This window comes from Streptomyces sp. MI02-7b (assembly GCF_033793585.1).
In the GTDB taxonomy this organism is placed as follows: Bacteria; Actinomycetota; Actinomycetes; order Streptomycetales; family Streptomycetaceae; genus Actinacidiphila.
The window spans coordinates 20,294-44,224 of sequence record NZ_JARAWX010000005.1 but is presented as its reverse complement, the minus strand read 5'-3'; the positions used below and the strand labels follow the sequence as shown (position 1 = coordinate 44,224).

The following is a 23,931-nucleotide window of genomic DNA, read 5'->3' as shown; positions in this document are numbered from 1 at the left end:
AGGGGGGCCGCCGGGCGCCCCCGCGTGCACGGCGGCTCGCCGGCTGCTCTCAGCGCCCGGCGGGCAGACCGAATGCGATGCGTGCGACGACGGGCAGGTGGTCGCTGCCGGTCGCGGGCAGGGTGCGGATGCGGCCGACGGTCGCGGCGCGGGCCATGACCTGGTCGATCCGGGCCATCGGGAAGGCGGCGGGATAGCTGAGGGCGAAGCCCCGCTCCGCGACGTTCATCCGCGCCGTGAGCGGGGCCAGTCCGCGGTCGTCGACGGTGCCGTTGAGGTCGCCGAGCAGGACGACCGCCCCGAGTTCCTCGGCGGCGAGTGCCGAGCCCAGCAGGCCCGCACTCTCGTCGCGCCGGGCGGACCCGAGGCCGCCCGGGCCGAGCCGCACCGAGGGCAGGTGCACGACGTACACCGCGACGCGGCCGCGCGGCGCGTCCACCACCGTCCGCAGAGCGCGATTCCAGTCCTCGGTGATCCCCCGCGGTTTGATGTCCAGTGCCCGGGTGCCGGTCAGCGGGCGCTTCGACCAGAGCCCGACAGTGCCCCGGACCGCGTGGTGCGGGTAGCCGTGGGCGAGGGCCCGCTCGTAGAGCGGGAGCGCCGGGGGCGTCAGCTCCTCCAGCGCGATGAGATCGGGCCCGGCGGAGGCCAGGGCCCTGGCGGTGCCCGCCGGGTCGGCGTTCTCGTCGCTGACGTTGTGCTGCACCACGACCAGGTGGTCCGGGCCGGGCTCCGCCGCGGGCAGGAGCAGCCCGCCGAACACGTACGTCCAGGCGGCCGCCGGCAGGAGGAGGGCCGCCGACGCGGTGGCCGAGCGGCGCAGCAGCGCCGGGACGAGCAGCGCCACGACCGCCAGGCCGAGCCACGGCAGGAACGACTCCAGCAGACTGCCCAGCCGCACCACGGAGTTGGGAACCGCCCGGTGGAAGAGCAGCAGGCATGCCGTGACCACCGCGAGTGCGGCGACCACGCGCCCTCGTGCCCGGGGCGGCCGGGCCGACGGGCCTGCGGCGTCCCCGCGCGCGTCCCCTGCCGCGCTGACCGTCGGCGTCGTGCCGTCGCCCGCCCGTGCCTGTTCCACCGTATGGCCCGTCCTCGTCGTCTCACTCCTCAGGACGAGCCGACGGGGGAATCAGTTGCCGCGGCCTTTCTGCCGGAGGGCGACGAACCGGAGAACGGGCCGCAGGGCGGAGCATGTTGGCCGGTCGATCCGGTCCGGCCGGCCGCGTGGCCGCGCGGGCGGCCGGAGCGGGGCAGCCGGAGCCGGACCGGGCCATTGGTATCGTGAACGGGACAGGACAGAACACCCTTACGACCCCCGCGGCACGCACGCACAGGCCCCCGCGCAGTCCCCGGCGCACACAAGGCATGATCAGCACCCTTGCATGGACTGGATGAACCCCACTACGGCACGCACCCCGGTCAGCCCCGTCTTCGTGGGCCGGGAGGCCGAGCTCGCCGAACTGGTGCGGGCCGCCCGTGCCGCGGAGGGCGGCGACTCCCAGGCCGTGCTCGTGCGCGGCGAGGCAGGGGTGGGCAAGACACGCCTCGTCGAGGAACTGCTGCGGGCACTTGAGCCCGGGGCGGCGGCCGTCGTGGCAGTCGGAGGGTGCATCGAGGTCGGGGGCGACGGATTCCCGTTGGCACCGTTCTCCGAGGTCCTGCGGACCCTGTGGCAGCGGTTCCGCGACGAGGTGCGTGCGGCGAGCGCCGGCCAGGAGGCTCTGCTCGCGCGGGTCCTGCCGGACGCGGAGCTCCCGGTGCCCGCCGTGCACCGGGAGGGCGACATGACGCGGCTGTTCGCCCTGATCACCCGCGTCCTGGAGCGGCTGGCGTCGGAGCGGCCGGTGGTGCTGGTCATCGAGGACCTGCACTGGGCCGACGCGTCCACCCGTGATCTGCTGGGTTTCCTGTTCCGCACCCGACGCACCGGCAGGCTCCTGATCGTGGGGACCTACCGGTCCGACGACGTCCGCCGCGGGCATCCGCTGCGCCCGCTGCTGGCGGAGCTGGACCGGCTCCGGTCGGTGCGCCGCGTGGACCTGTCCCGGTTCTCCCGCGGCGAGGTCACCGGGCAGCTCACGGGTATCCTCGGCGCGCCGCCGGACCCGGACGTGGTGGACGACATCTTCGCCCGGTCCGACGGCAACGCCTTCTTCGTGGAGGAGCTCGCCCGCGCCCACCGCGACCACGTCGGCACGGGGCTGGACGATCTGCGCGACATCCTGCTGACCCGGCTGGAAACGCTGCCGGAGGCCAGCCAGCGGGTCGTGCGCACGGCCGCCCAGGGCGGTGCCGTGATCGGGTACCCCCTGCTGAAGGCCGTGGCGGGGCTGCCCGAGGACGCGTTGATCGACGCGCTGCGCGCCGCGGTGCTCGCGCAGATCCTCGTTCCCGAACCGAACGGGACGGACTACCGGTTCCGGCACTCGCTGGTGCGCGAGGCGGTCGGCACGACCCTGCTGCCCGGCGAGCAGGCCCTGATCAACCGCCGGTACGGCGAGGCGCTGGAGGCGGACCCGTCGCTCGTACGGGCCGAGGAGCTGACCGGCCGGCTCGCCCAGCACTGGCACGCGGCCGAGGACGACGTGAAGGCGCTGCACATGAGTGTCGCGGCGGCCGAGGAGGCGCGGAACCGGTGCGCCTACGCCGACCAGTTGTTCCTGCTGGAGCGCGCCCTGCACCTGTGGGACCGGGTGGCGCAGGAGGACCGCGCGGACCTGCCCGCGCTGCGGTTCCCGGCGACGTACCCGAACGGGGCGCCCGGCGAGGAGGGCCCCTGCCACCAGCACCTGATAGCCACGGCGACCGTCGCGGCCATGCACAGCGGTGACTTCGAGCGGGCGCTGCACCTGGTCGACACGGCGCTGGAGGACCTGTCTGCGGTGGAGACGGAACACCCCCTGTACGTCGCGTGGTTCTGGATCCAGCGTTCGCGTCTGGTCGAAGGGCTGAGCCGGGGGGACGGCTGGCACGAGGTGGAGACCGCCCGGAAGGCGGTCGCGGCCCTGCCGCCGTCGGTCGTCGGGGCGGAGGTGCTGGTGCGTGTCGCCAACTGGGGCGCGATGCACCGTCCCGGACCCGGCAGCCGGGCCGACGCCGAGGAGGCGGTGGAGTACGCGACCCGGGCGGGCGCCGAGGAACTGGCCCTGCACGCCCGCCTGACGCGCTGCATGCTGGACGCCGACACCGACGCCGACGGCAGCGTCGTCGACGAGCTCTACGCGGTCCGGGAACGGGCCGAGGAACTCGGCGAACTCACCATCGCCGGCCGCGTGAACCAGAACCTGCCGTCGGTCCTGGAGGGAGTGGGCCGCTCGAAGGAGGCCCTGGCGGCGGCCGACCACGGCATCGCACTGTGCCGCTCGCTCGGTCTGACCGACCGCGAGGCATGGGTCCACTCCAACCGGTCGTTCAGCCTCGTCTCGCTCGGCCGCTGGGCCGAGGCCGCCGCGGCGCTCGACGAGGCGGCCGCCCTGGCCCGCGCCCGCCTGCCGCGCTGGACGTTCGAGGCGCGCCGCGCGGTCCTCCTGCTGCTGCGCGGCGAGGTGGACGCCGCCGCGGCGCAACTGGACCTGGCCGAGGAACTGCGCGGCACCGAGAAACTGCAGGCGCAGTTCCTCGTCGCGCTCAGCCACTGCACGCTGGAGATCGCGGCGCGGCAGGGCCGGCTCGCCGACGCGCGTGCCGAGTTCCTGCGCGCCGACGACGCCGGACTGACCCACGGACCGGTCCGCTGGGCGCTGCCCATGCTCTGCACCGCCGCGGCCGTCGAGGGCGCGGCGCGCCGCTCCGCGCCCGGCGGCGCGTCACCCGAGGTCCTCGCCCGTCTGCACCGCGCCGCCGCACGCCAGGAGGCCGTCCTGCCGGTCTCGGTCGCCTACGGCCTGCTGCTGCGGGCCGAGTTGCTGCACGCGGAGGGGGACGACGACCCGGGTCCGTGGTCCGCCGCCGTCGCCGCCTTCGCCGGGACCGAACGCAGCTACGAGTCGGCCTGGGCGCTTTTCGGCGAGGGGCGGGCACTGCTCGCCGGCGGGCGGCGCGACGCCGAGGCCCACGACCGTCTGACCCGCGCGCACGCCATCGCCACCCGGCTCGGCGCGGGCCTTCTCCTGTCCGACATAGGGCAGTTGACGGGCACGACCGGCGCCGCCGGCGCGACCGGCCCGGCCCCCGTGCCGGAGCCCTCGTCCGCTGCGGCGTCCGGGCGCGCGGAGAGCGGCGCCGCGGGCACCGACGGGCTGTCCTCCTTCGGACTCACCCCGCGCGAGTCCGAGGTGCTGGAGCTGGTGGCCCGCGGGTACAGCAACCGCCGCATCGCGGAAGAGCTGTTCATCTCGCAGAAGACCACCAGCACCCACGTCTCCAGCATCCTCGCCAAGCTCGGCGCCTCCGGCCGCACCGAGGCCGCGGCGATCGCCTACCGGCACGGGTTCTCCACACCCCTGTGACCCGTGCGGCGGAACTCTCCTCCGGCGTGACGCGGCGTCAGAAGCCCAGGGCCTTCGTCGTGTAGGCGCACTCGGTGTAGATGTATCCGGACTTGAGCTTGGCCGTGTCGGTCGCGGGGGTCGTGCCGAGGCCTGCACTGGACCTGTGCAGGAAGTACGTGGTGCCGACCGGCAGCCGGATGGTCCGCTGCGGGTAGTGCCTGGAGGTGTTCTGGCAGGGCTTGAACCCCAGCAGACTGGGTTCCAGCAGGGAGTACGTGGTGCAGCTGCCGCAGGCGCCGAGTGTGAGGCTTCCGGTCACCGGGCCGGTGTAGTAGACGGTGACCGGGTGCGGGCTGTCGTTCTTGATCGTGACGGAGATGCTTCCGCCGGAGGCCAGGGTCGGCAGGTGCTTGCCCGCCGCGGGCACCTCGCTCGCGACCTCCGCCGCTATGGCGAACTTGCGGGCCAGCGCGCGGCGACGGTCGGTCTTGTGGCCGGCGACGAACGTGTTCATCGTCTGCGCCGCCGCGTCGAAGTCGCCGTCCTTGTACTGGTCGACCCCGCAGGTGTAGACGCCGGAATCGGCGCTCTTCGTGGCCCGGCCGGCCTGCTTGGCGAGGGATTCGTCCACGCCTGCCGTGCCTCCCCGCAGTCCCCGCACCTGGGTGCCGAGGGAGCGCAACCGGTCCACGGCCGCGCAGGGGTCGGAGCCGCCCACGGCCTTCACCGCCTTGTCGACGGCCGAGCCGATCGCCGGTGCGACCTCGGCCGCCTGCGCCGAGTCGGGGAAGGCGCTGAGCAGATCGCCGAAGAGCCCGGTCCATCCGGTGGCGTTCGTGGCCATGCCCTGCGCCCCGCACTCGTAGAGCGAGGTCGCCAGACGGTCGTCGGGCCACTCGGCCAGGGTGCCGAGATCCTTCTTGCCGATGCTGGCCGGGACCGTCCGCAGGTAGGTCAGGCCCGGGATCGCGCCGCAGTAGTCCTTCTGCTCGTAGGCGGCGCCGACCGTCGTGTAGTACGTCTTGAGCCGGTCGGGCACCTCGGCGGCGGCCCGGGAGTCCGGGTGGTCGGCCCTGAGGTCGCGGTAGGCGCGCAGGGCCTTGCGGTAGCCGGCCTCCGCCGTGCCGAACTCCCGGCCCTCCCCGGCCCGGACGAGCCGGTCGGCCTGGTCGAGCCGGTCCAGGAGCATCTGCTCGGTGGCCTCGTCGCGCGCCATGTCGTACAGCACGACGCCCCCGGCGGGCACGGCCAGCAGCACCAGGCCCAGCGCGATCGCCACGGGGGACCCCGTGGGCCATGCCAGCCGGGTCCGCAGACCGGCGAAGGCGCCGTGGATCGCCGCGAGCGCGAGGAGGACGAGGTAGCCGACGACCACCCCGGAAGGCACGCCGTCCGGGTCGGCGGGCAGCGCCACGAGCAGCAGCACGCCGGTGGCGAGCCAGCACGCGGCCATCAGGCCCCAGCGCCGCAGCAGGGCGTAACCGAGGCCGAGGCCGGTGAGGTTGAGCAGGGCGACCGCCGCGGCCCGGAGACCGTCCGCGGGCGCGGGGGGCGGGGACGGCGGGGTGGAGGGCATGGGCGGGATCACGAACCCGTACGGATTGCTGTGCGGACTCTGGTGCGCGTTGCCGTAAGGATTGCCGTAGGGGTTGCCGTACGGATTGCCCTGCTGTTCCTCGGACATGGCGGTTCCCCCCGTCGACAATGCCCGAATGTTTTCAACTTGTCAGTGTACGGACGACAGCCCCGCCCCGACAGTGGATTCGAGGGCGCAATCGGGCCGACGACCGCCCGGCCCGCCCGGTAGCCTGCGGGCCGTGACCGTCTCACCTGTGGCTCCTGACGATGCCGAGGTCGCGGCAGCCGCGGCGCGTGCCGGCGCGGACGTGGTGCGCGCCATGTACGGCAGGCAACTCACCCGGATCGACAAGGGCGCGGGGGACTTCGCCACCACCGCCGACGTGGCGTCGGAAGAGGCCATCCTCCGCGTCCTCCGTGCCGCCCGGCCCGATGACGCGGTCCTCGGTGAGGAGGGCGGACACCAGGGCGCCGCCGGCGCCGCGCGTCAGTGGCTGGTGGATCCCCTGTGCGGCACGCTCAACTACGCGGTCGGCAGCATGCTGGTGGCGGTGAACGTGGCGCTGCGGGGCGGCGCCGCCGCGGTCGCGGACCCGTTCAGCGGCGAGGTCTTCCTCACCGACGGCCAGACGGCCCGGGTGCGGCGCGACGGCACCGAATCGAGGTTGGCGCCCACCGCCGCCACCCGGCTGGTGGACGTCAACCTGGATCCGCCGTTTCCGGGCGCGCCCGGATTCCGGGCCGTGGACCTGCTGTCGCACCCCGAGTTCGTCGAGCGGTTCCGGCCCCGGGTCGTGTCCACGACGCTGGCGCTCACCTGGGTCGCGGCCGGCAAGCGCGCCGCGTACGTCACCGACGGCGGCGACCTGTCCGGGAGCGTGCACTTCGCCGCGGGCATCGCCGTGTGCCGCGCCGCCGGCTGCGTGGTCACGGGGATCGACGGCGCGCCGATCGGGCGGGCGGGACGCGGACTCGTGGTGGCCGCCGACACCGGGACCCACGCGTCGCTGCTGGCGATGATCGGCGGCCGGTAGGGGCGGTCGGACAGCGGTCCTGGTGACCCGCTCGGAGACTTCCCGCAGACGGCGGCGTTCGGCGTCGGTGGCGCTGCTCAGCGGTGTGCGCATCCGGTGTTCGGCGGCCGGATCGGTCGCGGACGTCAGGGCGGGCAGTCCGCGGTGGCGGCGGTGCCGGCCATGACGGCGCATGCCGGGAGCGCCCGGATGAGGCGGACCTGTGGGGTGTCCTTGGGGCGGCCCCGTTCCGCGCCGCCGCCCGTCGTGCGGCGTTCACTGGGCCGGGACCTCGTGAACCGTACCCCTGCCACGGGACGCGGATCACCCGTCGTCGCCCCTGCGACCGCCCTCGGCTCCGCCGCGGAGACCCCCCCCGACACCCTCGAACGCCTCACGGAGCACGCCGCCGGGGCACTGGGTCACGGCGTCCTCACCGCCGTTCCGGGCGACTGGCGGCGTGCGCCGCCGGCGCATGCCTGCACCGGCAACGCCGGTCAGAGCTGCGTCGCCCCCGCCCGGGTGATCGGTGGCCGCCGCGGCCCGGGACTGCCTGGCGGGGCGGGACTTCGGCCCGCTGCTCACCGTGCAACGGGCCGAGGACCCGGATGCGGCCGTCGCCCTGGCGCACGCGGTGCCGCGGGCGCCGCCGGCGAGCGTGCGGACCCGTGACCTGTCCGCGGACCTCGACCTTGCCGGCCGGCTGGTCGCGGGCGAGGTCCGGCTCGACTGCCGTCCGGTGCAGACCGCCGAATTCCCGCACTGCGGTCGCTGCGTCTCGGGCCGCGCCACCGACCTCAGCACGCCGGCCCCGCACGAGGAGCAGCGCCCCAAGACGGTCACGGACGGCTCAGCCCGTCATCGTGACCGGAGCACCGGTGAACGCGTCGAGGAGCAGCCGCCCGCCGAGCGGGCGGTCCAGACGCACCGTCACGGGGTCGACGAGCAACTGCATCGTGCACGGACCGTCGTCGACGCCCCGGACGCCGCCGGAGAGCACCACGCTGTCACGGGTCTCCAGGACGTCGACGGTCGGACCGTCGTCGCAGGCGCCGTGCGCCGCCCCTACGGTGACGGATCGGCCGTCCTCGGCCACCGACCGGAGTCCGTACAGCCGCGACCCGCTGTCCGTTCCCTCCGACAGCGACCGGACCGGGGCCCGCGGGGGCTTCGACGGGGCGACCGCCACGCGCTTGAGCGGGGTGTCGTACCCGTCGAGGGTGAACAGCCAGGCGGGGACCCGGGCCGGACCCCGGCTGGTGTTCAGGGTCGTCGTGCCGAGGACGGCCTCCGTCACGGTCAGAGGGGCGTCGCCGGCGCCGGGACCGTCGTCGTCGCCGCGGTCCAGGGTCTCGTAGGCCTGTCGCGCCGTCATGATCGTGGCGGGAAGCGACGCACCGCTCGTCCACCGGATGTGCCCGTGCCGGGCGGTGCTGCCCGGCAGCGCTCGGCGCAGGGTGAAGTTCCGGTGCAGGTAGGCGAGTTTGTCCGCCTCGTTGTGGAAGGCACCGTCCGGCAGCCGGACGGCGTCCTCCAACGGGTAATAGCCCTCCCGCCACGCCCGGGCCGCCTCCGTGCGCTTCCAGGCGTCGGCCACCTGCCGCATACGCGGTGCGGCCGCGTCCGCTCCGACGGTGGTCCCGCACCCGGCCGACCCCATGGTGAACAGGCAGAGCACACCCAGCAATGCGAACGATCTCATGACGCCCCCCGGACGTGGTGCGGGGATTCCCGCGATGTTCCTGAGACGGACCTCGCCTGCGCCGGGTTCCGTTCGCGGTCCCTCAACCGCTGGTCCCGGCGGTGATCCCGAACGGGTCCTGCGGCGCCCCGTCGCCGTCGGCCGGCAGATCACCGCGCTCGACGGGCCCCGGCCCCACGCCGCCGGTCGGCAGTACCCCGGCGAGCTCGCGGTCGTCCGCCTGATGAGCGTGCTCCGCCGCCCGACGGAGAACGTCGCGGGTGACGCCGGCCCGGTCCCCGCTCAGCCGGATCACCCGTCCGCCGTCCTGGAACACGTACTCATGACCGGTCCCCGACGCGCGGTACCAGCTCTCGTCCTGCTCGCACGACCCCCGCTCGGTCGCGGGCCGGGTGTCGGGATCGCTGCAGGCCACGGGGTCGCCCCTGCGCTCGTCCACCCGTATCGCGATCATCCCGCCGCCGGGCGAGGAGTAGAAGGCCCCGTAGCCGTGGTCGCCGACCACACCGACGGACTGGGCCGCGAGGGTGTATCCGGGCACGTCGGTCACGTAGACCATGTCCCGTGCGATGCCCAGCGCCCGGGCCCGGGCCTCGAGTTCGGGGCGGTTCGCCGACTCCGTCCCACAGGCGGCCGACGTCACCACCACCGGCAGGAGGAGCAGCGGCAGGGCCCTTCGCAGGTGCGTCATGCGTCCATGATCCCGCCCGCGCGCACGTCACCGCACGGCTGTACCGGGGTAGCGTGCAGGACAAGGGGAGAGGGGGCCGGCGGCATGGTGCTCTGGAACGGGGTCGACTTCACCGCGGACGGGCGTGAGCCCACCACGGCCGAGGAGTTCTACCAGATCGGCCGGTACTGCTGGGACAGCGGGCAGTACCGCGCGGCCGCGGCCTTCTTCCTGGAGCCCGCGGCGAACGAGGGCCACGCGCTCGCGGGGGAGTTGCTGGGCCACGTCTGCTTCACCCAGGGGGACCGGGCCGGGGCCGTCCCCTGGCTGCGCCGCAACCCCGGCTCGCCCAGGGCGGCGTACTACCTGGGCGTCCTGCACCACCAGGGCTGCCCCGAGGCCGGCATCCCGCAGTCCTTCGACGCGGCCGCCGAGTGGTACCGGCGCGCGACCGCACTCGGCGAACCCGAGGCGATGCTGGCGCTGGGCGACATGTACCTGGAACGCCTGGTGCGACTCGACCGGGCCCCGGTGGACCACGCGCTGGAGTGCTTCCTGCCGGCCGCGCGGGCCGGCCACCCGTACGCGCAGTACCGCGTCGCCGACCTGTACCGGACCGCGTACGCCGACCTCCAGCGCGCCGCCCACTTCTACGGACTGTGTCTGGCCAACCCCGCGAGGGAGCGGCACGCGCTGAACTCGCTGATGACCCTTCAGAGCGAGGCGTTCCTCCGGGAAATCCGCTCGACCCAGGAAACGCGCCGGCTGGATCAGCGACGCGACACGGTCAACCCCGAGCGGCCGCACGACGCGTCGTACTGACGGACCGCCGCGCGCGCCTCCGCCGGGGCCCGGTGTCACCGGGCCCCGGCAGCGGGGAGCGTCAGACCAGGTCGGGACGCTGCCACTGCTCGCCCAGCACGTGGTGTGCGAGGAAGCCCAGGACGGTGGCGTACCAGAGGCGGATGTTGTTGGGCTTGGTGATCCAGTGGCCCTCGTCGGGGAAGTACAGGAACTTCGCCGGGACTTCGAACCGCGCCAGGTCGTTCCAGAGGGCCAGGCCCTCGCCGATCGGCACCCGGTAGTCCTTGTCGCCGTGGATCACCAGCATGGGGGTGGTGATGTTCGCCGCCCGCAGGTGCGGCGACTCCCGCTCGTACCGCTCGGTGTTCTCGAGCGGGTCGCCCTGGCGGCGCATCCAGTAGGCCGGGAAGTCGGTGACCTGCGCGAAGCTGTACATGTTCCACAGACTCGCGTGGGTGACGATCGCCTTGAAGCGGTCGGTGTGGGTGGCGATCCAGTTGGCCATGTAACCGCCGTAGGAGCCGCCCATCATCGCGGTGCGCTCGCCGTCCAGGTCGTCGCGTCGCAGTGCGGCGTCGGTCAGCGCCAGCACGTCCTGGTACGAGGCACCGCCCCAGTGCGCCCAGCCGCGCTCGTGCATGTGCTGCCCGTAGCCGGTGGACAGCGCCGGGTCGGGCAGCAGAACCGCGTAACCGGCGGCCGCGGCCACCCAGGGGCTCCAGCGCCAGTGCCAGGCGTTCCAGCTGGTCTGCGGGCCGCCGTGCACCCACAGCAGCAGCGGCGCCGGGGTGTCGGGGCGGGCGTCCTGCGGCAGCACCAGCCAGGCGCGCAGTGCCGTCCCGTCCTCGGCGGTGGTGTGCACCTCGGTGAGGCTGCCGGGCAGTGCGGCCGGCTGCCCGGGGCTCGGCAGCGTCACCGGCTCCTGCCCGGACGCCGCGGCGTCGAGGCGTACGGGCGCGGGCGGGCTGTCCACGGCCGAGCGCAGCGCGTACAGGGTGGCCCCGTCGGGGCTCGCCACCACGTCGGAGTAGGCGCCGGACGTGGTGAGTCTGACGATGTCGCCGCTGCCGGTGGAGAGCCGGAAGACGGGTGCGTGTCCGCCCTCGTCGGCGGTGAACCAGACCACCGGCGTGCCGTCCTCGCCGGGCACCGGGGAGACCACCGGGGCGCCCGGCCACTGCTCGAAGGCGGGCAGCAGATCGCGCCCGGGGTCCTGGTCGTCGGTCGCGTCGGCCAGCCACAGCGTGACGTCGCCGGGGCTGTCCCAGGTGATCCGGCGCTCGCGGACGCAGACCAGGTGGCGGCTGTCCGGGGTGAAGGCCGCGGCGCCGAACTCGGCGTCGGGGGCCTCCAGGACCCGCAGCTGCTTGCCCGTGGCGGCGTCCACCACCACGACGGCGTCGCGGATCTCGTCGGGGAGTGTGCCCAGGGCCGCCGTGTAGGCGATCAGGGAGCCGTCGGGGGAGACCGCGATGTGCCCGGAGCCGCCGATCCGGCGGGCACCGCAGTCCACCATGACGGACGGCTCGGCGCCGGCGTCCGGGACGCCGAACACGTGGGGGACGGCGGGGCCCAGGTCGTGGTCCCAGTACCGCACCGGCACCGACTCGTGCAGGATCGCGGAGACCTTGGCCTTCCGGCGGGCCTCGCGCAGCCGCTCGTCCTGCTCGGCATCCGCCGCGCCGGGCAGCAGACCGGCCGCCAGGGCGATCCGGGCCGCCGCGGTGGCCGTCGCGTACCCGTCGATCCCGCCGGCCCTGACGAGCAGCTGCGACGCCTCGCCGCCCTCTGCCGGCAGGCTCCACAGGGCCGCCTCCTGCTTGTCGTCCGCGCCCTCACCGGGGTCGGCGGCCGGGCGGGAGGAGAGGAAGAGCAGGGTGCCGTCGGGCAGGAACCCGGGGGCGGACTCGCCGCGACCGGACCGGGTGAGCCGCCGGGCCGGTCGTTCACCGGAGGGGTCGACCTCCCACAGTGCGCCGATGAAGCGGGTGCGGTCACTGGACAGTTCCTGAACCGCCGTCACCAGACGGGTTCCGTCCGGTGACAGGGCCAGCGAGGAGACCCGGGGCAGCGCGATGAACGCCGCCAGGTCGTGGAATGGAGTGGATTCAGGCATGGGGATCATCCTCCGTCCCGCGGCGGACCCGCACCAGCCCTTTGTCAGGCGTGGAGCAAAGCTTGGCGCTCGGGGCGGGCGCGGCACGTGAGGCCCCCGCTGCTGCCGGGGGTGGGCCGGTGACCTGCCGTCCGCCTCAGCCGCCCGCGGTCACGGCCTTGAGCTCGGCCAGCGAATCCCGCATCAACTGCGGCAGCCCGCGTTCCTCGGCCGCCGCGATCCAGCGCTCGAAGCCCACCTTGAAGACGGCGATCCCCGCCTCGGCGGTCAGGCTCGCGGTCGAGCGCGCGACGCCGCGCCGGTGCAGGGCGTCGGCGAGCGCGGCCGCCATCGACGCGAGCTTGATCAGCTCGCGCTCCTGGAGCTCGGGGTTGCCCACGATGACGGCCTGCCGCAGCCGTGAGTGCTCCCGGCGGCCGTCGAACGCCGCGGAGACGGCGTCGAGGCCCGCCGCCACCGCGTCGATGGGGGCCGCGGACTCCGGAGCCCCGGCGACCGCCTCCACGAACAGCTCCTGCAAGGTGCCGGAGCCGTCGAACAGCACCTCGCGCTTGTCGGCGTAGTGCCGGAAGAAGGTCCGTTCCGTCAGGCCGGCCCGCTTGGCGATCTCCGCCACGGTGGTCTGCTCGTAGCCACGCTCGCTGTAGAGCTCCAACGCCGCTCTCGCCAGGCGTCCACGCGCGTCCGGCTCCCATCTGCCCATGCGCAGATCCTACGTGATGACAGTGCCTGACATCAGGTGCTAGCGTCGATGACAGCAACTGACATCAACAGTCTGGGGTTCTTCCCATGCGCATCTTTGTGACCGGCGCGTCCGGCTGGATCGGCTCCGCCGTCGTTCCCGAGCTCATCGAGGCGGGGCACCGGGTCGTCGGGCTCGCCCGCTCCGACGCCTCCGCCGCCGCCCTCACCGCCGCCGGGGCGGAGGTCGTCCGCGGCACCATCGACGACCTCGACGTGCTGCGCGAGACGGCGGTCGCGTCGGACGGGGTGATCCACCTCGCCTTCAAGCACGACATCGCCTTCAGCGGCGGCTTCCAGGATGCGGGCGAGGCCGACCGCCGCGCCGTCGACACCTTCGGCGACGCGCTGGCCGGCACCGACCGCCCCTTCGTCATCGCCTCCGGCGTGGCCGGACTCGCGCCGGGGCACGTGGCGACCGAGCGGGACATGCCCACGATCGACGGCTCGCCGGTGTCGATCCGGGCGACCACGGCACAGGCCGTGCTGGCACTCGCCTCCCGCGGCGTGCGCTCATCCGTGGTGCGGCTGTCCCCGACCTGCCACGGCGACGGCGACAACGGATTCATGGCGACCCTGGTCGCCACCGCCCGGGCCAAGGGCGTCTCCGGTTACCTCGGGGACGGCGCCAACCGCTGGCCGGCCGTCCACCGCCTCGACGCCGCACGCCTGTTCCGCCTGGCGGTCGAGAAGGCCCCGGCCGGCTCGGTGCTGCACGGCATCGCGGAGGAGGGCGTCGCGATCCGTGACGTCGCCGAGGTGATCGGCCGTCACCTCGGCGTCCCGGTGCGCTCCGTGGCCCCGGAGGCCGCGGCCGAGCACTTCGCCTGGCTGGGCGCCTTCCTCGCCTTCGACGTCCCGGCCTCCAACACCCTGACCCGCGAACTGCTCGACTGGCAGCCGACCCAGCCGGGCCTCCTCGAAGACCTCGACAAGGGCCACTACTTCCACCCGCCGGTCACGACCGTCTGACCGGCCGGCCGGCGGCCGAGGACCCCGGAGGCGCCCGCTCCGGGGTCCTTCCCCCCATGCCGCTCTCAGGCGGTCGCCGGGGCCGGCTCGGCGGCCTCTTCGTGCTTCGCCGCCGCGGGGCCGTCGCCATTGGCGCCCGCCTTGTTCCCGGCCGGAGCGACCGGGGTGTAGAACACCGAGCCCTGCTTCCGCGTGCGTTCGGCGAGACCCTTGGCGACCAGCGCCTCCAGCGTGTTCCGGACCACCTGGGTCTTGGCCGCACGATCGGGGTGCTGTTCGGTCAGGATGTTGACGACCTCGCTCACCATGCGGGGTTCATGGCTCGTGGACAGGATCTCCTCGAGGAGGCTGACCAGCGTCGGCCCGGACTCCGGCTTGCGGGCCCGTACCGCGCTCTTCCTGCGTTCCCGTGTGGGGGTCTGGACGGGCGCCTTCTTGCGGCCTCCGCGGGGACGGGGGACCGCGGGCTCGGTGACCGTCTCCGCCGCCGTCGCTGTGGTCGCTGTGGCCTTGGCCGTCGTCTTCGGCGTTGTCTTCTTCGCCTTCGGCGCCACGGCGTCCACGGGTGCGGTGGGCGCGGTGGGTGTGATGGGGGCCTCGGGCGTCGCCTCCGCCGCGCCGGTCACCTCGTGCCGTCGGGTGGCCGCGGCGCTCTCCGCGGGCTCGGTGCTCTGCAACTGGGTCAGCCACTCGTGCTCACGGCCCAGTTTGGCCAAGTGGTCCTGCAGCTCACTGATCTGAGCGCGGACGCCTTCCTGTTCGCGGGCGTTGCTGTCCAGGTCGGCCGCGATGCGCGCGGCGCGCGCCGCCGCCCGGTCCTGGATCGTGGTGATGCCCGGCTCGTTGGATTCTTTGGACACGTCAGCCCGCTCTCCTTGTTCCGGTGTTGTTGCCGGATGGTACCTATTCGTTCGTCGAAATGGCGGGTGTTGTACCACAGCGACCCCGAACGTGTGCGTGTGAGGCCTGTGGTGTGCCCGCCGATGGCACACTGCGTGGGCCCACCGCATGCGGTGGTGTGCCGTGGGCGGCAGTGCTCGCTGCCGCGACGTCTGCCCGGCTCCTCCGCTGTGCAGTCCTCACGGCGATACCACTCGGTCGGGTCACCTCTCCCGCGGCCCACGCCACCGTTGGTCTGCTTTCGCAAGGTCTCACACGTCAGGGGTGGGGTCCTCCGCACCGGGGCCGTGCGTCTCCTCACCGCGCCCCGTCGCGACGAGTTGCGCGAGTCGCCGACGCGCGTACGAAGGCTCCACGAGCCACCCGTTCGCCGCCTCCCAGGCGTGGACGGCCGCCCGCGCCGGGGCCAGTCGGCGCGGCGGCAGGGCGTCCACGGGGAGGTCCGCGAGATCGAGGTCGACGTGGTCGACACGGGCCTCGTCCCAGTCCAGGAATCCCACACCGCCCCCGGTCACGCGGATGTTCGCCGCGGCCGGATCGCCGTGCACGACGGCCCGCGGGGTGCCCTCCAACTGCCGCCAGGCCTCCCGGCAGGCAGCGACGGCCCCCTCGGGCATCACGGACAGATCGATGTCGCCGCCGCGTTCGCGCCGGAGCAGATCCGTGGCGGAACAGAAGCCGGGTCGCTGGGACCAGTTCTCGGTGAGGGTGTGCAGGCGTCGCAACTCGGCAGCGACGGCAGGCCAGTCCCGGGGTGCGGGTGGTTCGCCTTCCACCCACGTCTGGACCACGAGGCCGTCGATGTGACGGCGGCCGTCCGCGGCGGGCACCACGCCAGGGACGGTGAAACCGTGAGCGCCCAGGTACTCCAGGAGGTCCAGTTCCCACTCCAGGGCGGCGGACCGCCGCCTGCTGCGCCGTGCCACCCATCTCCGGCGGCCGCGCCGCACCTCCAGGACCTCGTTGCGGTGACCGCCGGACAGCGGCCCGACGACCTGGATCCCGCCCCACGCCCGCAGCCGATCGCGCATCCGTGCATTGTCGCGCGGGCCGATCCCGGGTCCAGGCGGAGCAACCAGGAGGACAAGGGGGTTCTGCAACCGGCCTCACTCCGCTGAGGGTGCTGGTCTGCCGGTGACACCCCTGTCCCACGGAGACGCCGAGATTCCGGCGCCTCTCACTGGGCTGTGCTGATCAGCGCCTGCGCCTCGCCCAGCAGTGGCCACGAATACGGCACAGCGGCAGCGACATGATCAGCCAAGGGCCAGTCGGCGTGAGGTCTTCCGGCAACCTCGACGGTCCTCCCCGGCGTGGCGATCCGGCCCCCGGCGCGGAGGTCAGGCTCTGGTGAGGACGAAGAACAGGAAACACAGGAATGTGCCGGACTGCTTCTGTGCGAAGACCTCGGGGAAGCGTTCGCGGGCGCCGGCCGCCGGGGCAGGCTCGCTGATGACGTCGATCCGGAAGCCGGCTGCGGTGAAGGCGTCGGTGATCGCGTGCAGTGGCCTGTCCCAGAAGGTCATCAGGTGTGCGGCGCCGCCGAGTTCCCACATCTCGGAGCTGGAGCGAGTCGCGAAGTAGTCGGTTCCGGGCGGGGCCGCCATCTGGCTGACGAAGGGGTGATTGACGGACGCGATGAGCCGGCCGCCGGGCTTGAGTACCCGCCGCAGTTCGGCCAGGGCGGTCGTCCAGTCCTCCAGGTAGTGCAGGACCAGGGAAGCGACGACGTCGTCGAATTCGGCGTCGGCGAACGGCAATGGGCCGCCCAGCTCGGCACGTTCCAGTACCACGCCGTCGCCGAGCCGCTGCCGGGCCAGCGCCAGCATCCCGGCGCTGGAGTCGAAGCCGGCCACGATGGCGCCCCGCTTGCGCAGGTCCTCGGCGATGGGGCCGGCGCCGCAGCCGGCGTCGAGGATGCGGCGGCCTGCCACGTCGCCGGCCAGGTCCACGATCGCCGGGCGCGCGTAGTAGGCGTTGATGAGGCTGGTCTCGTTCTCGGCCGCGTAGGCCTCGGCGAAGCGGTCGTAGTCGTTCGCCGTCTCCCCGGGGCCCGGGGCAGCTTCGACGGGACTGATCCAGGACACCGGGCCGGGCACATGGACGCCCGCCCGTCCGGCGGTCTCGGGAACTGCGGGTCCGCCGGTCGTTCCGGGGCGGTTCGGCATGGTCGACCTCGTTCGTTGACGGGAGTTGCGCGGATCGGCCAGAGGTCCTCCCCGGCCCGTGAAGAGCACAGTGGCACCCTGGAGGAGTGATTTGGTTTTGTCAATCACTTGCGTTCCGGTCCTCAATGGCCTGCCGGCACTTCAGTAGACTGCCGGTCGTGACCCAACGCCGGCCGGCGACCGACGCGGAGGCCAAGGCACTCGCCTCCGCCCTCCGCCTGCGCATCCTGCGTATCTGCGCGCGGGAGCCGCGCACGAACAAGGAGATCGCGGCGATCCTCGGGCGTGACCCGGCCAGCGTGCTCCACCACACCAGAACACTGGTCCGCACCGGGTTTCTGGAACCACAGGAAGTACGGCGCGGCGCGCGCGGCGCGCGGGAGATCCCCTATCTGTCGACGCGCAAGACCTGGCGCATCGAGGCCCCCGCACAGGACCGCTCGATGCTCGACGCGTTCCTGGAGGAACTCGCCCTCGTCCCCGCGGCCGAGGCCGAGGGCACCAGGATGGGGCTGCGCCTGCCCCCACCGCAGATGGAGGAGTTCCGCACCCGACTCCAGGATCTGCTGGAGGAGTTCGCCAACCGCCCCGATGACCCTGCCGCGCCCGCCTGGTCGCTGTTCATGGTGGTGCATCCCGACCCGAACCGGCCTTGACGCGGGCGCTGCCCCGCGGCGAGCGGCGCCTCGGGCGCCGACCTCCGGCAGACACGGTTCGGCGCCTTCGCCTCCGGTGATGCCCATCTGCCGACCGGCACTGGCGGGCTGCGCAAGCTGTCCGAGAGGAGCACCGAGAAGCCGCGGACTCTGCGGCTGGACGGGCGACGGATACGCGAGGCCGGCGGGGCAAGGGTTCGGGTGATCACACCGGACGGCCCGGCCGTGCCCTCAGTCGGCGGGCCGGGCCGCGGGCAGCGCGTGATCGATCAGTACGCGCGCGGCTTCCAGGGCGTCATGGCGGGGGTGGGGGTTGTCGAGGGAGGTCGACAGCGCGGTGCCGCCTTCGAGGAGCACGGCCAGATGGCGGCCCAACTGCTCCGGGTCTGCGGCACCGGCGCGGGCGGCGATGTCGACGAGCTGCCGGGTGACGCCCTGCTTGTTGTGCCGGACCAGTTGCCGTACGTCGGGCATGGTGCCCGCCGCTTCCACGGCGGCGTTGTGGAGCGGGCAACCACGTGTGCTCACGGTGCCCGAGGGTCCCTGGGCGGCGTCGGCGATCATGGTGAACAGGGCCAGCAGCTGGTCCCTGGGGGTGAGCCCCGCCCGGGTCAGATGCTGCTCGATCCGCTGCGTCAGTCCCGTCTCGTAGCTGCTCAGGTACTCCTGCACCAGCGCCGCCTTGGTGGGAAAGTGCTGGTAGAAGGTGCGCGTGGAGACCTCGGCGGTCTCCACCAGGCGCGCGACGCCGGTCGCGTGGATGCCCTCCTCGTAGAACAGCTGCGCGGCCGCCCGCAGGATGCGCTCGCGCGCCCCCCGGCCGCCGCGGCGCCGGGTGCCGGATGTGCTCTCGGTCTCCACGGCAAAAGTATAGCAGTCGCTTTACTTCGACGGCTGGGGTGTATTAGCGTCGAGGAAAGCGATCGCTTTACCTGGCTGGACCGGGGCCGGCGCCGATCGACGTGGTGTCACGGCCGCCGGGCGACGCTTTGATCCGCCACGATCCGACTTCGAGAGGCCATCACGATGCGAGCTGTCCAGTACGACCGGTTCGGTGACTACGACGTGTTGCACCTGGCCGACGTCCCCAGGCCCGTGCCCCAGGACCAGCAGGTTCTGGTGCGGCTGGCGATGGCCGGCATCCACCCGCTGGACAACACCGTGCGCTCGGGGAAGATGCCTCCCGGTACGGTCAAGCCCTTCCCGGTCACGGCGGGCAGCGTCGGCGTGGGAACGGTCGAGGAGCCCGGTGCGCTCGGTCCGGCGGCGGGGACCCGGGTGATGATCAGCGGCGGCCGCTACGGCATCGCGGCCGACGGCACCTGGGCCGACTACGTCGTGGTCGACCCGGCCCACCTGGTGCCCGTTCCCGAGGCGATCGACGACACCGGCGCCGTGGCACTGTCCGCGGGCGCCGGTTACCTCACCGCCTGGCTCGCGCTGACCGAACTGGCCGGGTTCCGGCCGGGTGCCACCGTGCTCGCCCCGGGAAGCGGTGGCGCGGTGGGCCAGGGCGGCGTCGAGATCGCCAGGCGGCTCGGCGCGTCCCTCGCGATCACCACCGCGACCTCCACGGCCAAGGCCGAGCTCGCGCGGGCGGCGGGATACGAGGTCATCGACCTCACCGCAGAATCGCTGCGCGACGGTGTCGCGCGGCTCACCGGCGGCAAGGGTGTCGACATCGTCCTCGACGGTGTGGCCGGGCCGATCACCGGTCAGGCGCTGGGCGCGCTCGCCAGGGGCGGAACCCTGGTCAGCATCGGCTACTCGGGCGGAATGCGGGCGGAGATCAACGTCACCGACCTGATCTGGAAGGCGGCCCGGGTGTGCGGCTTCCAGTTCGGCATGTTCACCCAGGAGCAGATCAACGCGGGCAACGTGAAGCTGCTGGACATGCTCGCCCGCAAGGAGATCCATCCCCTTGTCGACCGGGTCTTCCCTCTGGAGCGGGCCGCCGAGGCCCAGCGCCACCTCATCGAGGGGGGACCCTTCGGGCGGGTACTCCTCGCCCTGTGACGCCGCGCAGTACCCGAACGAAGGAGGAAGGCCCGTGAACACCCCGAAGCCCCTGGCCTACAGCACCCTCGTCGTGGACGGCGCGCCGCGCGCCGGGGCGCAGCGCCTGCCGGACGGCGGGCCGATCGTCTCCTCGCCGATCACCACGACGCTGATCCACGGGGAGACGGACGCCGTACTCGTCGACGTTCCGTTCACCCGCGACCAGATCAAGGAGACCGGCGACTGGATCGAGGCGTCCGGCAGGCGTCTGCGCCACGTCTACATCACCCACGGCCACGGTGACCACTGGTTCGGCACCGCCGAACTGCTCAAGCGCTTCCCCGGGGTCACGGTCCACGCCACCGAGGGCACCATCGGGCTCATGCGCCGGCAGGCCGGTGAGGGCCGCGAGCAGATGTGGGACGTGCTGTGGCCGGGGCTGATCCCCGAGAGCCCCGTCCTGGCCGAGCCGGTCCCCACGGGCGGGCTCGAACTGGAGGGCCGGGCGCTGTGTCCGGTGGAGGTGGGGCACACCGACACCGACTCGACCACCGTCCTGCACGTGCCGTCCATCGGCTTGGTGGTGGCAGGGGACGTCGCCTACAACGGCGTCCACCAGTATGTCGTCGAATGCGGGGACGGCGGTCTGCAAGCGTGGCTGAGGGCCCTGGACCAGGTGGAGGCACTGAACCCGACCGCCGTCGTGGCAGGTCACAAGAACAGGGACCTGCCCGACTCCCCGGCCGTCATCGGACGGACGCGGCAGTATCTGCACGATGTGGCCGAGCTGCTGGGGACGGCTTCCGGCGCGCGCGAGTTCTACGACGAGATGCTGCGCCGCCATCCGGACCGGATCAACACCGGCCCGGTCTGGTACGGAGCCGTCGCGCTGCTGGGTGAGTGATCCCGCTCGGCGGCGCCGCCGCCCGCCGCGCGATGTCGGGCATCGTCATGCCGCCCTTCGAGTCCGGTGGCCCGCCTAATTGTCAGGAGTCAAGGCGATAGGCTCTTACCGCAGGGGCGAGAAGGAGGACGAGATGAGCACACCGGTCCTGTGGCCTGCCTCCGCTCGCTACGAGGACGCGGAGAGCAGTGCCCCGGGCGGACTGGGATTCGTCCAGGACCTGCTGAACACGGCGAGCCTGGGCAAGCCCCGGCAGGCGGACCTCCTGGAGTCGCCCGAGTCGGCGCGGCAGTGGCTCGAATCGTCCTTCGACGTCCTGCGCCGCGTCGACCCCGGCGCCCCCGCGGCGCCGCACGACCTGGACCCCGAAGGCCTCCGGCGTGTGCTGTCGCTGCGGGACGACCTGCGCACCGTGCTGTCCTCCGGCCCCGCAGGCGAGCCCTCGGAGGCCGTGGCCGTCCCCTCCATCGAGACGACGGCCGCGGTCGGTCTGGGCGCGGAAGGCGCACGACTGCGTCCCCACGGGGACGGCGTCGAGGCCGTGCGCTCGTACGTCCTGATCCAGTTGGTGGCCGCCTCCTACGGCGGGACGCTGCGCCGGCTGAAGGTGTGCGCGAACCCCCGCTGCCGCGGCGCGTTCTACGACCGCTCCAAGAACTGCTCACGTGTCTGGCACAACGTGTCCACCTGCGGCAACAGCCAGAACGTACGGGCCTACCGGGCCCGCCTGAAGGAGCGCGGGCTGTCCTCGGCGCAGTGAGGCAGTGAGGCAGTGAGGCAGACTGTCCCGCGCTCACCGCGTGGGGACCCCTGTTCACCCGTACCTCTCCTCCGCGCCGAGCGGTGCCACCTCCACCCGTGTGACGGCCGGTACGCGCGGCCACCGGGGACATCATCGTGAATCGTCACCTGTTTGACAGGTGGCGTGAACGGCTGCGATCATCACGTCACTGCCTGAACGGGTGACGTTCGGGCTCCCGGTGGCGAGAGGAAGACAGATCATGGCGATCAACTACACCGCTGTTGTGAACGTGACCGGCGAGGGCCGCAACGGCGGACGCGTCCAGTCCGACGACGGCCTCCTGCGGACGACGCTGTCCCTCCCGAAGGAACTGGGTGGCGCCGGTGACGCCACCAACCCCGAGCAGCTCTTCGCCGCCGGGTGGGGCTCCTGCTTCCTCGGCGCCCTGCGCCTCGTCGCCGGGCAGCGAGGGATCAGGCTGACCAGCACCGCCATCGACACCGAGATCACGCTCGCCCAGGACGACACCGGCGCGTTCGGTCTCGCCGCCGTGCTCAACCTCGAGATCGGCGGCGTCGACCAGGCGACCGCCACCGCCCTCGCCGAGGCCGCCCACCAGACCTGCCCCTACTCGAAGGCGACCCGGGGCAACATCCCCGTCACCGTCAACGCCACCGCGGTCTGACCCGCCGCAGCGGGCAGTCAGAGCAGTCAGAGCAGCTGTCTTACAGGAAAGGGAAAACCCCGTGTCAGTCGTGCGTTTCCACCTCGTCTCCTCGCTCAGCCCGGCGGACGCCCTGGCGGTGCTGACCGACTTCGGCCCCTCGCGCGCCGAGAACTGGCCCACGATCGACGCCGTCACCGTCCACGCGATCGGCGACACCTGGGCCGAGGTGACCGAAGGGACCACCTCCGCCTGGGAACGCGCGCGCTACGAGTGGGACGCCGCGAGAGGGAGGGTCACCGTCACCACGCATGAGTCGAAGGTCTTCGGGCCCGGTGGCGGATGGGTCTTCCAGTTGACCCCCGAGGCCGCCGGCACGCGGATCGACGTCGAGCTCACCCGGGAACCGCGCACGCTCAAGGGCAAGTTGCTCGCCGGGCTGCTGCCCGTCGCCGCCTCGTCCCTGCGCAAGTCCTACCGGCGGCCGCTGAAGGCCGCGTAGTCAGTCGTGCGGGACGACCACGACCTGGTGGTCGTCCTCGTAGATGATGCGCCCGGGGCGGGACGACTCGAGCCGCTCGCACGCCACGTGATGCCGCGCGAGCAGTTCCAGGTAGCCGGCCGTGCGATCGAGCAGTTCGCCTGCGGTGTGTTTGAACCAAGCCGCCGCCCCCGGGTTGACCGCCCGGTCGTACACCGTCGGGTCCACGGTGCTCGGATTCGTGTAGTGGGCCTCGTACCAGGCGTTGTTCTCCCGCCAGAACCGGTCGTCCTCCGCGCTGAGGACGCCGCTGCGCCCCAGCCCGTTCACCAGGGCGAAGAGTCCCGGGTGCCGGCCGTGCCGGTTCGGCACCGTCGCCTGGAATCTCACGTAAACGGTGTCCTGCGTCATGGCTCCGCCTCCCCGGCTCCGTCCGTCAGCGGGGCAGGCTGGCATGTGCCGGGCCGGTGCGCAAGGCGGGGGAGCGTATGTTTGCCATTCGTCGAACGTCAAATGCGGGGTACGATGAAGCGGTGAGAAGGAAGCATGAGCACCCCGACCTCGCCGACGTCCAACTCACCGATGTGACGGCTGCGTTGAGCGATCCGATCCGTGTGGGGCTCATGCGTGTCCTCGCGGACGGCGTCGAACGGGGGTGGAGCGCGCTCCAGGTCCCCGTCGGCAAGTCCACCCAGAGCCACCACCTCGCGGTGCTGCGTGCCGCGGGCCTGATCCGCACCCGCGAGGAGGGCACCCGCTGCTACGTCGTGACACGGTCGGCGGAGGTGGAGCGGCGCTTCCCCGCACTGCTGAGGTCCGTACTCGCCGCGGCGGGCCGCGACGACGTCGGCGCGGACGTCTGGATCAAGGAAACGGCGCCCCGGGCCGGCTGAACGCACCCGAGGACGACGCCCGCCACCGGACCCGTGCGGTCCGGTGGCGGGCGCCGCTCTTTCGCCGGCCCTACGGCCGGTTGAGCCGGATGGAGTTGACGGGAGTGAGGTCCTCCGCGGCCCAACCCCCGGCCGGGATGGTGTCGCCGGTGCAGTTGCCGCCGTTGGAGCCGAAGCAGATCGTCGCACTGGCACCGCCGGTCTGGTTGTTGATCACCCAGTGCCAGCCGAACTGGTTGACCAGGTTGTGCGCCCCGTACGAGTAGTAGGCGCTGGTCAGGGTGCTGCTGCTGGCCGGCTGGTCCTGCGCGTAGACGCAGACCGCTCCGGACGGGCAGCCGTACAGGTCGCCGGCCGCGTGGGCCGCGCCGGCCCCCGTCAGCACGGTGGCGGCGACCGTCGCGGTGACGGCGGACGTACCGAGTAACGCGCGCAGGCTCTTCCTCATGACGTTCTCCTTCGTCTCGGGATGACCGATGGGATGTACGGACGTGCGGGT

23 protein-coding genes are annotated in these 23,931 nt (G+C 72.9%); 11 read left to right on the top strand and 12 right to left on the bottom strand.

Annotation, left to right across the window (positions count from 1 at the left end; all coding sequences use genetic code 11):
* Positions 1-49: 49 nt before the first annotated feature.
* Positions 50-970: an endonuclease/exonuclease/phosphatase family protein gene (locus PV364_RS09315; protein WP_319659654.1), complete on the bottom strand. Its 921-nt coding sequence runs from the start codon at positions 968-970 to the stop codon at positions 50-52.
* A 424-nt stretch (positions 971-1,394) separates the two neighbouring features.
* Between PV364_RS09315 and PV364_RS09310 the strand changes: the two genes are divergently transcribed.
* A complete protein-coding gene (locus PV364_RS09310) occupies positions 1,395-4,451 on the top strand; it encodes a helix-turn-helix transcriptional regulator (protein ID WP_319659295.1) in 3,057 nt (1,018 codons plus the stop codon).
* 37 nt (positions 4,452-4,488) lie between these two features.
* Here the strand turns inward: PV364_RS09310 and PV364_RS09305 are convergent, their stop codons facing one another.
* Positions 4,489-6,117 (bottom strand): hypothetical protein, encoded by a 1,629-nt coding sequence (locus PV364_RS09305; RefSeq protein WP_401976960.1) that lies wholly within the window; start codon positions 6,115-6,117, stop codon positions 4,489-4,491.
* Positions 6,118-6,250: 133 nt separating this feature from the next.
* Here PV364_RS09305 and PV364_RS09300 point away from each other — a divergent pair, with 133 nt between their 5' ends.
* A complete protein-coding gene (locus PV364_RS09300; protein WP_319659294.1) occupies positions 6,251-7,045 on the top strand; it encodes an inositol monophosphatase family protein in 795 nt (264 codons plus the stop codon).
* Between the two features lie 829 nt (positions 7,046-7,874).
* Here the strand turns inward: PV364_RS09300 and PV364_RS09295 are convergent.
* Positions 7,875-8,726 carry a hypothetical protein gene (locus tag PV364_RS09295; protein WP_319659293.1) on the bottom strand — a complete coding sequence of 284 codons (852 nt, stop codon included), beginning with the start codon at positions 8,724-8,726 and terminating at the stop codon, positions 7,875-7,877.
* 82 nt (positions 8,727-8,808) lie between these two features.
* The gene (locus tag PV364_RS09290; RefSeq protein ID WP_319659292.1) at positions 8,809-9,417 is read right to left on the bottom strand and encodes a hypothetical protein; all 609 of its coding nucleotides are present in this window, start codon (positions 9,415-9,417) and stop codon (positions 8,809-8,811) included.
* Positions 9,418-9,501: 84 nt separating this feature from the next.
* Between PV364_RS09290 and PV364_RS09285 the strand changes: the two genes are divergently transcribed.
* The gene (locus tag PV364_RS09285; protein WP_319659291.1) at positions 9,502-10,218 is read left to right on the top strand and encodes a tetratricopeptide repeat protein; all 717 of its coding nucleotides are present in this window, start codon (positions 9,502-9,504) and stop codon (positions 10,216-10,218) included.
* Between the two features lie 61 nt (positions 10,219-10,279).
* On the opposite strand, the gene PV364_RS09280 is transcribed toward PV364_RS09285, so the two are convergent.
* Positions 10,280-12,316, bottom strand: coding sequence for a S9 family peptidase (locus PV364_RS09280; RefSeq protein ID WP_319659290.1), 2,037 nt, complete (start codon positions 12,314-12,316; stop codon positions 10,280-10,282).
* A 136-nt stretch (positions 12,317-12,452) separates the two neighbouring features.
* Positions 12,453-13,019 carry a helix-turn-helix domain-containing protein gene (locus tag PV364_RS09275; RefSeq protein ID WP_319659289.1) on the bottom strand — a complete coding sequence of 189 codons (567 nt, stop codon included), beginning with the start codon at positions 13,017-13,019 and terminating at the stop codon, positions 12,453-12,455.
* 86 nt (positions 13,020-13,105) lie between these two features.
* Between PV364_RS09275 and PV364_RS09270 the strand changes: the two genes are divergently transcribed.
* Positions 13,106-14,029, top strand: a complete 924-nt coding sequence (locus tag PV364_RS09270) for an SDR family oxidoreductase (RefSeq protein ID WP_319659288.1) — start codon at positions 13,106-13,108, stop codon at positions 14,027-14,029.
* Between the two features lie 65 nt (positions 14,030-14,094).
* Here PV364_RS09270 and PV364_RS09265 read toward each other — a convergent pair whose 3' ends face one another.
* The 3 genes from PV364_RS09265 to PV364_RS09255 all read right to left on the bottom strand — a co-directional run bounded on the left by PV364_RS09265 (position 14,095) and on the right by PV364_RS09255 (position 17,094).
* Complete coding sequence (locus PV364_RS09265; RefSeq protein ID WP_319659287.1) at positions 14,095-14,889, bottom strand: hypothetical protein; 795 nt, start codon at positions 14,887-14,889, stop codon at positions 14,095-14,097.
* A gap of 291 nt (positions 14,890-15,180) precedes the next feature.
* Complete coding sequence (locus tag PV364_RS09260; RefSeq protein WP_319659286.1) at positions 15,181-15,960, bottom strand: phosphotransferase enzyme family protein; 780 nt, start codon at positions 15,958-15,960, stop codon at positions 15,181-15,183.
* 306 nt (positions 15,961-16,266) lie between these two features.
* The gene (locus tag PV364_RS09255) at positions 16,267-17,094 is read right to left on the bottom strand and encodes a class I SAM-dependent methyltransferase (RefSeq protein ID WP_319659285.1); all 828 of its coding nucleotides are present in this window, start codon (positions 17,092-17,094) and stop codon (positions 16,267-16,269) included.
* A gap of 158 nt (positions 17,095-17,252) precedes the next feature.
* On the opposite strand from PV364_RS09255, the gene PV364_RS09250 reads away from it, so the two are divergent.
* Positions 17,253-17,750 (top strand): winged helix-turn-helix domain-containing protein, encoded by a 498-nt coding sequence (locus tag PV364_RS09250; RefSeq protein WP_319659284.1) that lies wholly within the window; start codon positions 17,253-17,255, stop codon positions 17,748-17,750.
* Positions 17,751-17,981: 231 nt separating this feature from the next.
* Here PV364_RS09250 and PV364_RS09245 read toward each other — a convergent pair whose 3' ends face one another.
* The gene (locus PV364_RS09245; RefSeq protein ID WP_319659283.1) at positions 17,982-18,611 is read right to left on the bottom strand and encodes a TetR/AcrR family transcriptional regulator; all 630 of its coding nucleotides are present in this window, start codon (positions 18,609-18,611) and stop codon (positions 17,982-17,984) included.
* Positions 18,612-18,776: 165 nt separating this feature from the next.
* Between PV364_RS09245 and PV364_RS09240 the strand changes: the two genes are divergently transcribed.
* The 5 genes from PV364_RS09240 to PV364_RS09220 all read left to right on the top strand — a co-directional run bounded on the left by PV364_RS09240 (position 18,777) and on the right by PV364_RS09220 (position 22,560).
* The gene (locus PV364_RS09240; RefSeq protein WP_319659282.1) at positions 18,777-19,766 is read left to right on the top strand and encodes a quinone oxidoreductase family protein; all 990 of its coding nucleotides are present in this window, start codon (positions 18,777-18,779) and stop codon (positions 19,764-19,766) included.
* Between the two features lie 34 nt (positions 19,767-19,800).
* A complete protein-coding gene (locus PV364_RS09235; protein WP_319659281.1) occupies positions 19,801-20,652 on the top strand; it encodes an MBL fold metallo-hydrolase in 852 nt (283 codons plus the stop codon).
* Between the two features lie 133 nt (positions 20,653-20,785).
* Entirely contained in the window at positions 20,786-21,412 is a 627-nt protein-coding gene (locus tag PV364_RS09230) for a CGNR zinc finger domain-containing protein (protein WP_319659280.1), read from the top strand.
* A 241-nt stretch (positions 21,413-21,653) separates the two neighbouring features.
* Positions 21,654-22,079: an Ohr family peroxiredoxin gene (locus PV364_RS09225; RefSeq protein WP_319659279.1), complete on the top strand. Its 426-nt coding sequence runs from the start codon at positions 21,654-21,656 to the stop codon at positions 22,077-22,079.
* Positions 22,080-22,140: 61 nt separating this feature from the next.
* Positions 22,141-22,560 carry a hypothetical protein gene (locus PV364_RS09220; RefSeq protein ID WP_319659278.1) on the top strand — a complete coding sequence of 140 codons (420 nt, stop codon included), beginning with the start codon at positions 22,141-22,143 and terminating at the stop codon, positions 22,558-22,560.
* On the opposite strand, the gene PV364_RS09215 is transcribed toward PV364_RS09220, so the two are convergent.
* Complete coding sequence (locus PV364_RS09215) at positions 22,561-22,950, bottom strand: hypothetical protein (RefSeq protein WP_319659277.1); 390 nt, start codon at positions 22,948-22,950, stop codon at positions 22,561-22,563.
* Between the two features lie 122 nt (positions 22,951-23,072).
* Between PV364_RS09215 and PV364_RS09210 the strand changes: the two genes are divergently transcribed.
* Entirely contained in the window at positions 23,073-23,432 is a 360-nt protein-coding gene (locus PV364_RS09210; RefSeq protein ID WP_319659275.1) for a helix-turn-helix domain-containing protein, read from the top strand.
* A gap of 70 nt (positions 23,433-23,502) precedes the next feature.
* On the opposite strand, the gene PV364_RS09205 is transcribed toward PV364_RS09210, so the two are convergent.
* Positions 23,503-23,880 carry a hypothetical protein gene (locus tag PV364_RS09205; RefSeq protein ID WP_319659274.1) on the bottom strand — a complete coding sequence of 126 codons (378 nt, stop codon included), beginning with the start codon at positions 23,878-23,880 and terminating at the stop codon, positions 23,503-23,505.
* Positions 23,881-23,931: the final 51 nt, after the last annotated feature.

Bases quoted from the DNA above. Each gene is read 5' to 3' on its own strand.
- PV364_RS09305 (WP_401976960.1), bottom strand. From the start codon at position 6,117: ATGTCCGAGGAACAGCAGGGCAATCCGTACGGCAACCCCTACGGCAAT.
- PV364_RS09255 (WP_319659285.1), bottom strand. From the start codon at position 17,094: ATGCCGAACCGCCCCGGAACGACCGGCGGACCCGCAGTTCCCGAGACC.
- PV364_RS09240 (WP_319659282.1), top strand. From the start codon at position 18,777: ATGCGAGCTGTCCAGTACGACCGGTTCGGTGACTACGACGTGTTGCAC.
- PV364_RS09280 (WP_319659290.1), bottom strand. From the start codon at position 12,316: ATGCCTGAATCCACTCCATTCCACGACCTGGCGGCGTTCATCGCGCTG.
- PV364_RS09215 (WP_319659277.1), bottom strand. From the start codon at position 22,950: ATGACGCAGGACACCGTTTACGTGAGATTCCAGGCGACGGTGCCGAAC.
- PV364_RS09205 (WP_319659274.1), bottom strand. From the start codon at position 23,880: ATGAGGAAGAGCCTGCGCGCGTTACTCGGTACGTCCGCCGTCACCGCG.
- PV364_RS09275 (WP_319659289.1), bottom strand. From the start codon at position 13,019: ATGGGCAGATGGGAGCCGGACGCGCGTGGACGCCTGGCGAGAGCGGCG.
- PV364_RS09290 (WP_319659292.1), bottom strand. From the start codon at position 9,417: ATGACGCACCTGCGAAGGGCCCTGCCGCTGCTCCTCCTGCCGGTGGTG.
- PV364_RS09260 (WP_319659286.1), bottom strand. From the start codon at position 15,960: ATGCGCGATCGGCTGCGGGCGTGGGGCGGGATCCAGGTCGTCGGGCCG.
- PV364_RS09285 (WP_319659291.1), top strand. From the start codon at position 9,502: ATGGTGCTCTGGAACGGGGTCGACTTCACCGCGGACGGGCGTGAGCCC.
- PV364_RS09310 (WP_319659295.1), top strand. From the start codon at position 1,395: ATGAACCCCACTACGGCACGCACCCCGGTCAGCCCCGTCTTCGTGGGC.
- PV364_RS09230 (WP_319659280.1), top strand. From the start codon at position 20,786: ATGAGCACACCGGTCCTGTGGCCTGCCTCCGCTCGCTACGAGGACGCG.
- PV364_RS09295 (WP_319659293.1), bottom strand. From the start codon at position 8,726: ATGAGATCGTTCGCATTGCTGGGTGTGCTCTGCCTGTTCACCATGGGG.
- PV364_RS09270 (WP_319659288.1), top strand. From the start codon at position 13,106: ATGCGCATCTTTGTGACCGGCGCGTCCGGCTGGATCGGCTCCGCCGTC.
- PV364_RS09225 (WP_319659279.1), top strand. From the start codon at position 21,654: ATGGCGATCAACTACACCGCTGTTGTGAACGTGACCGGCGAGGGCCGC.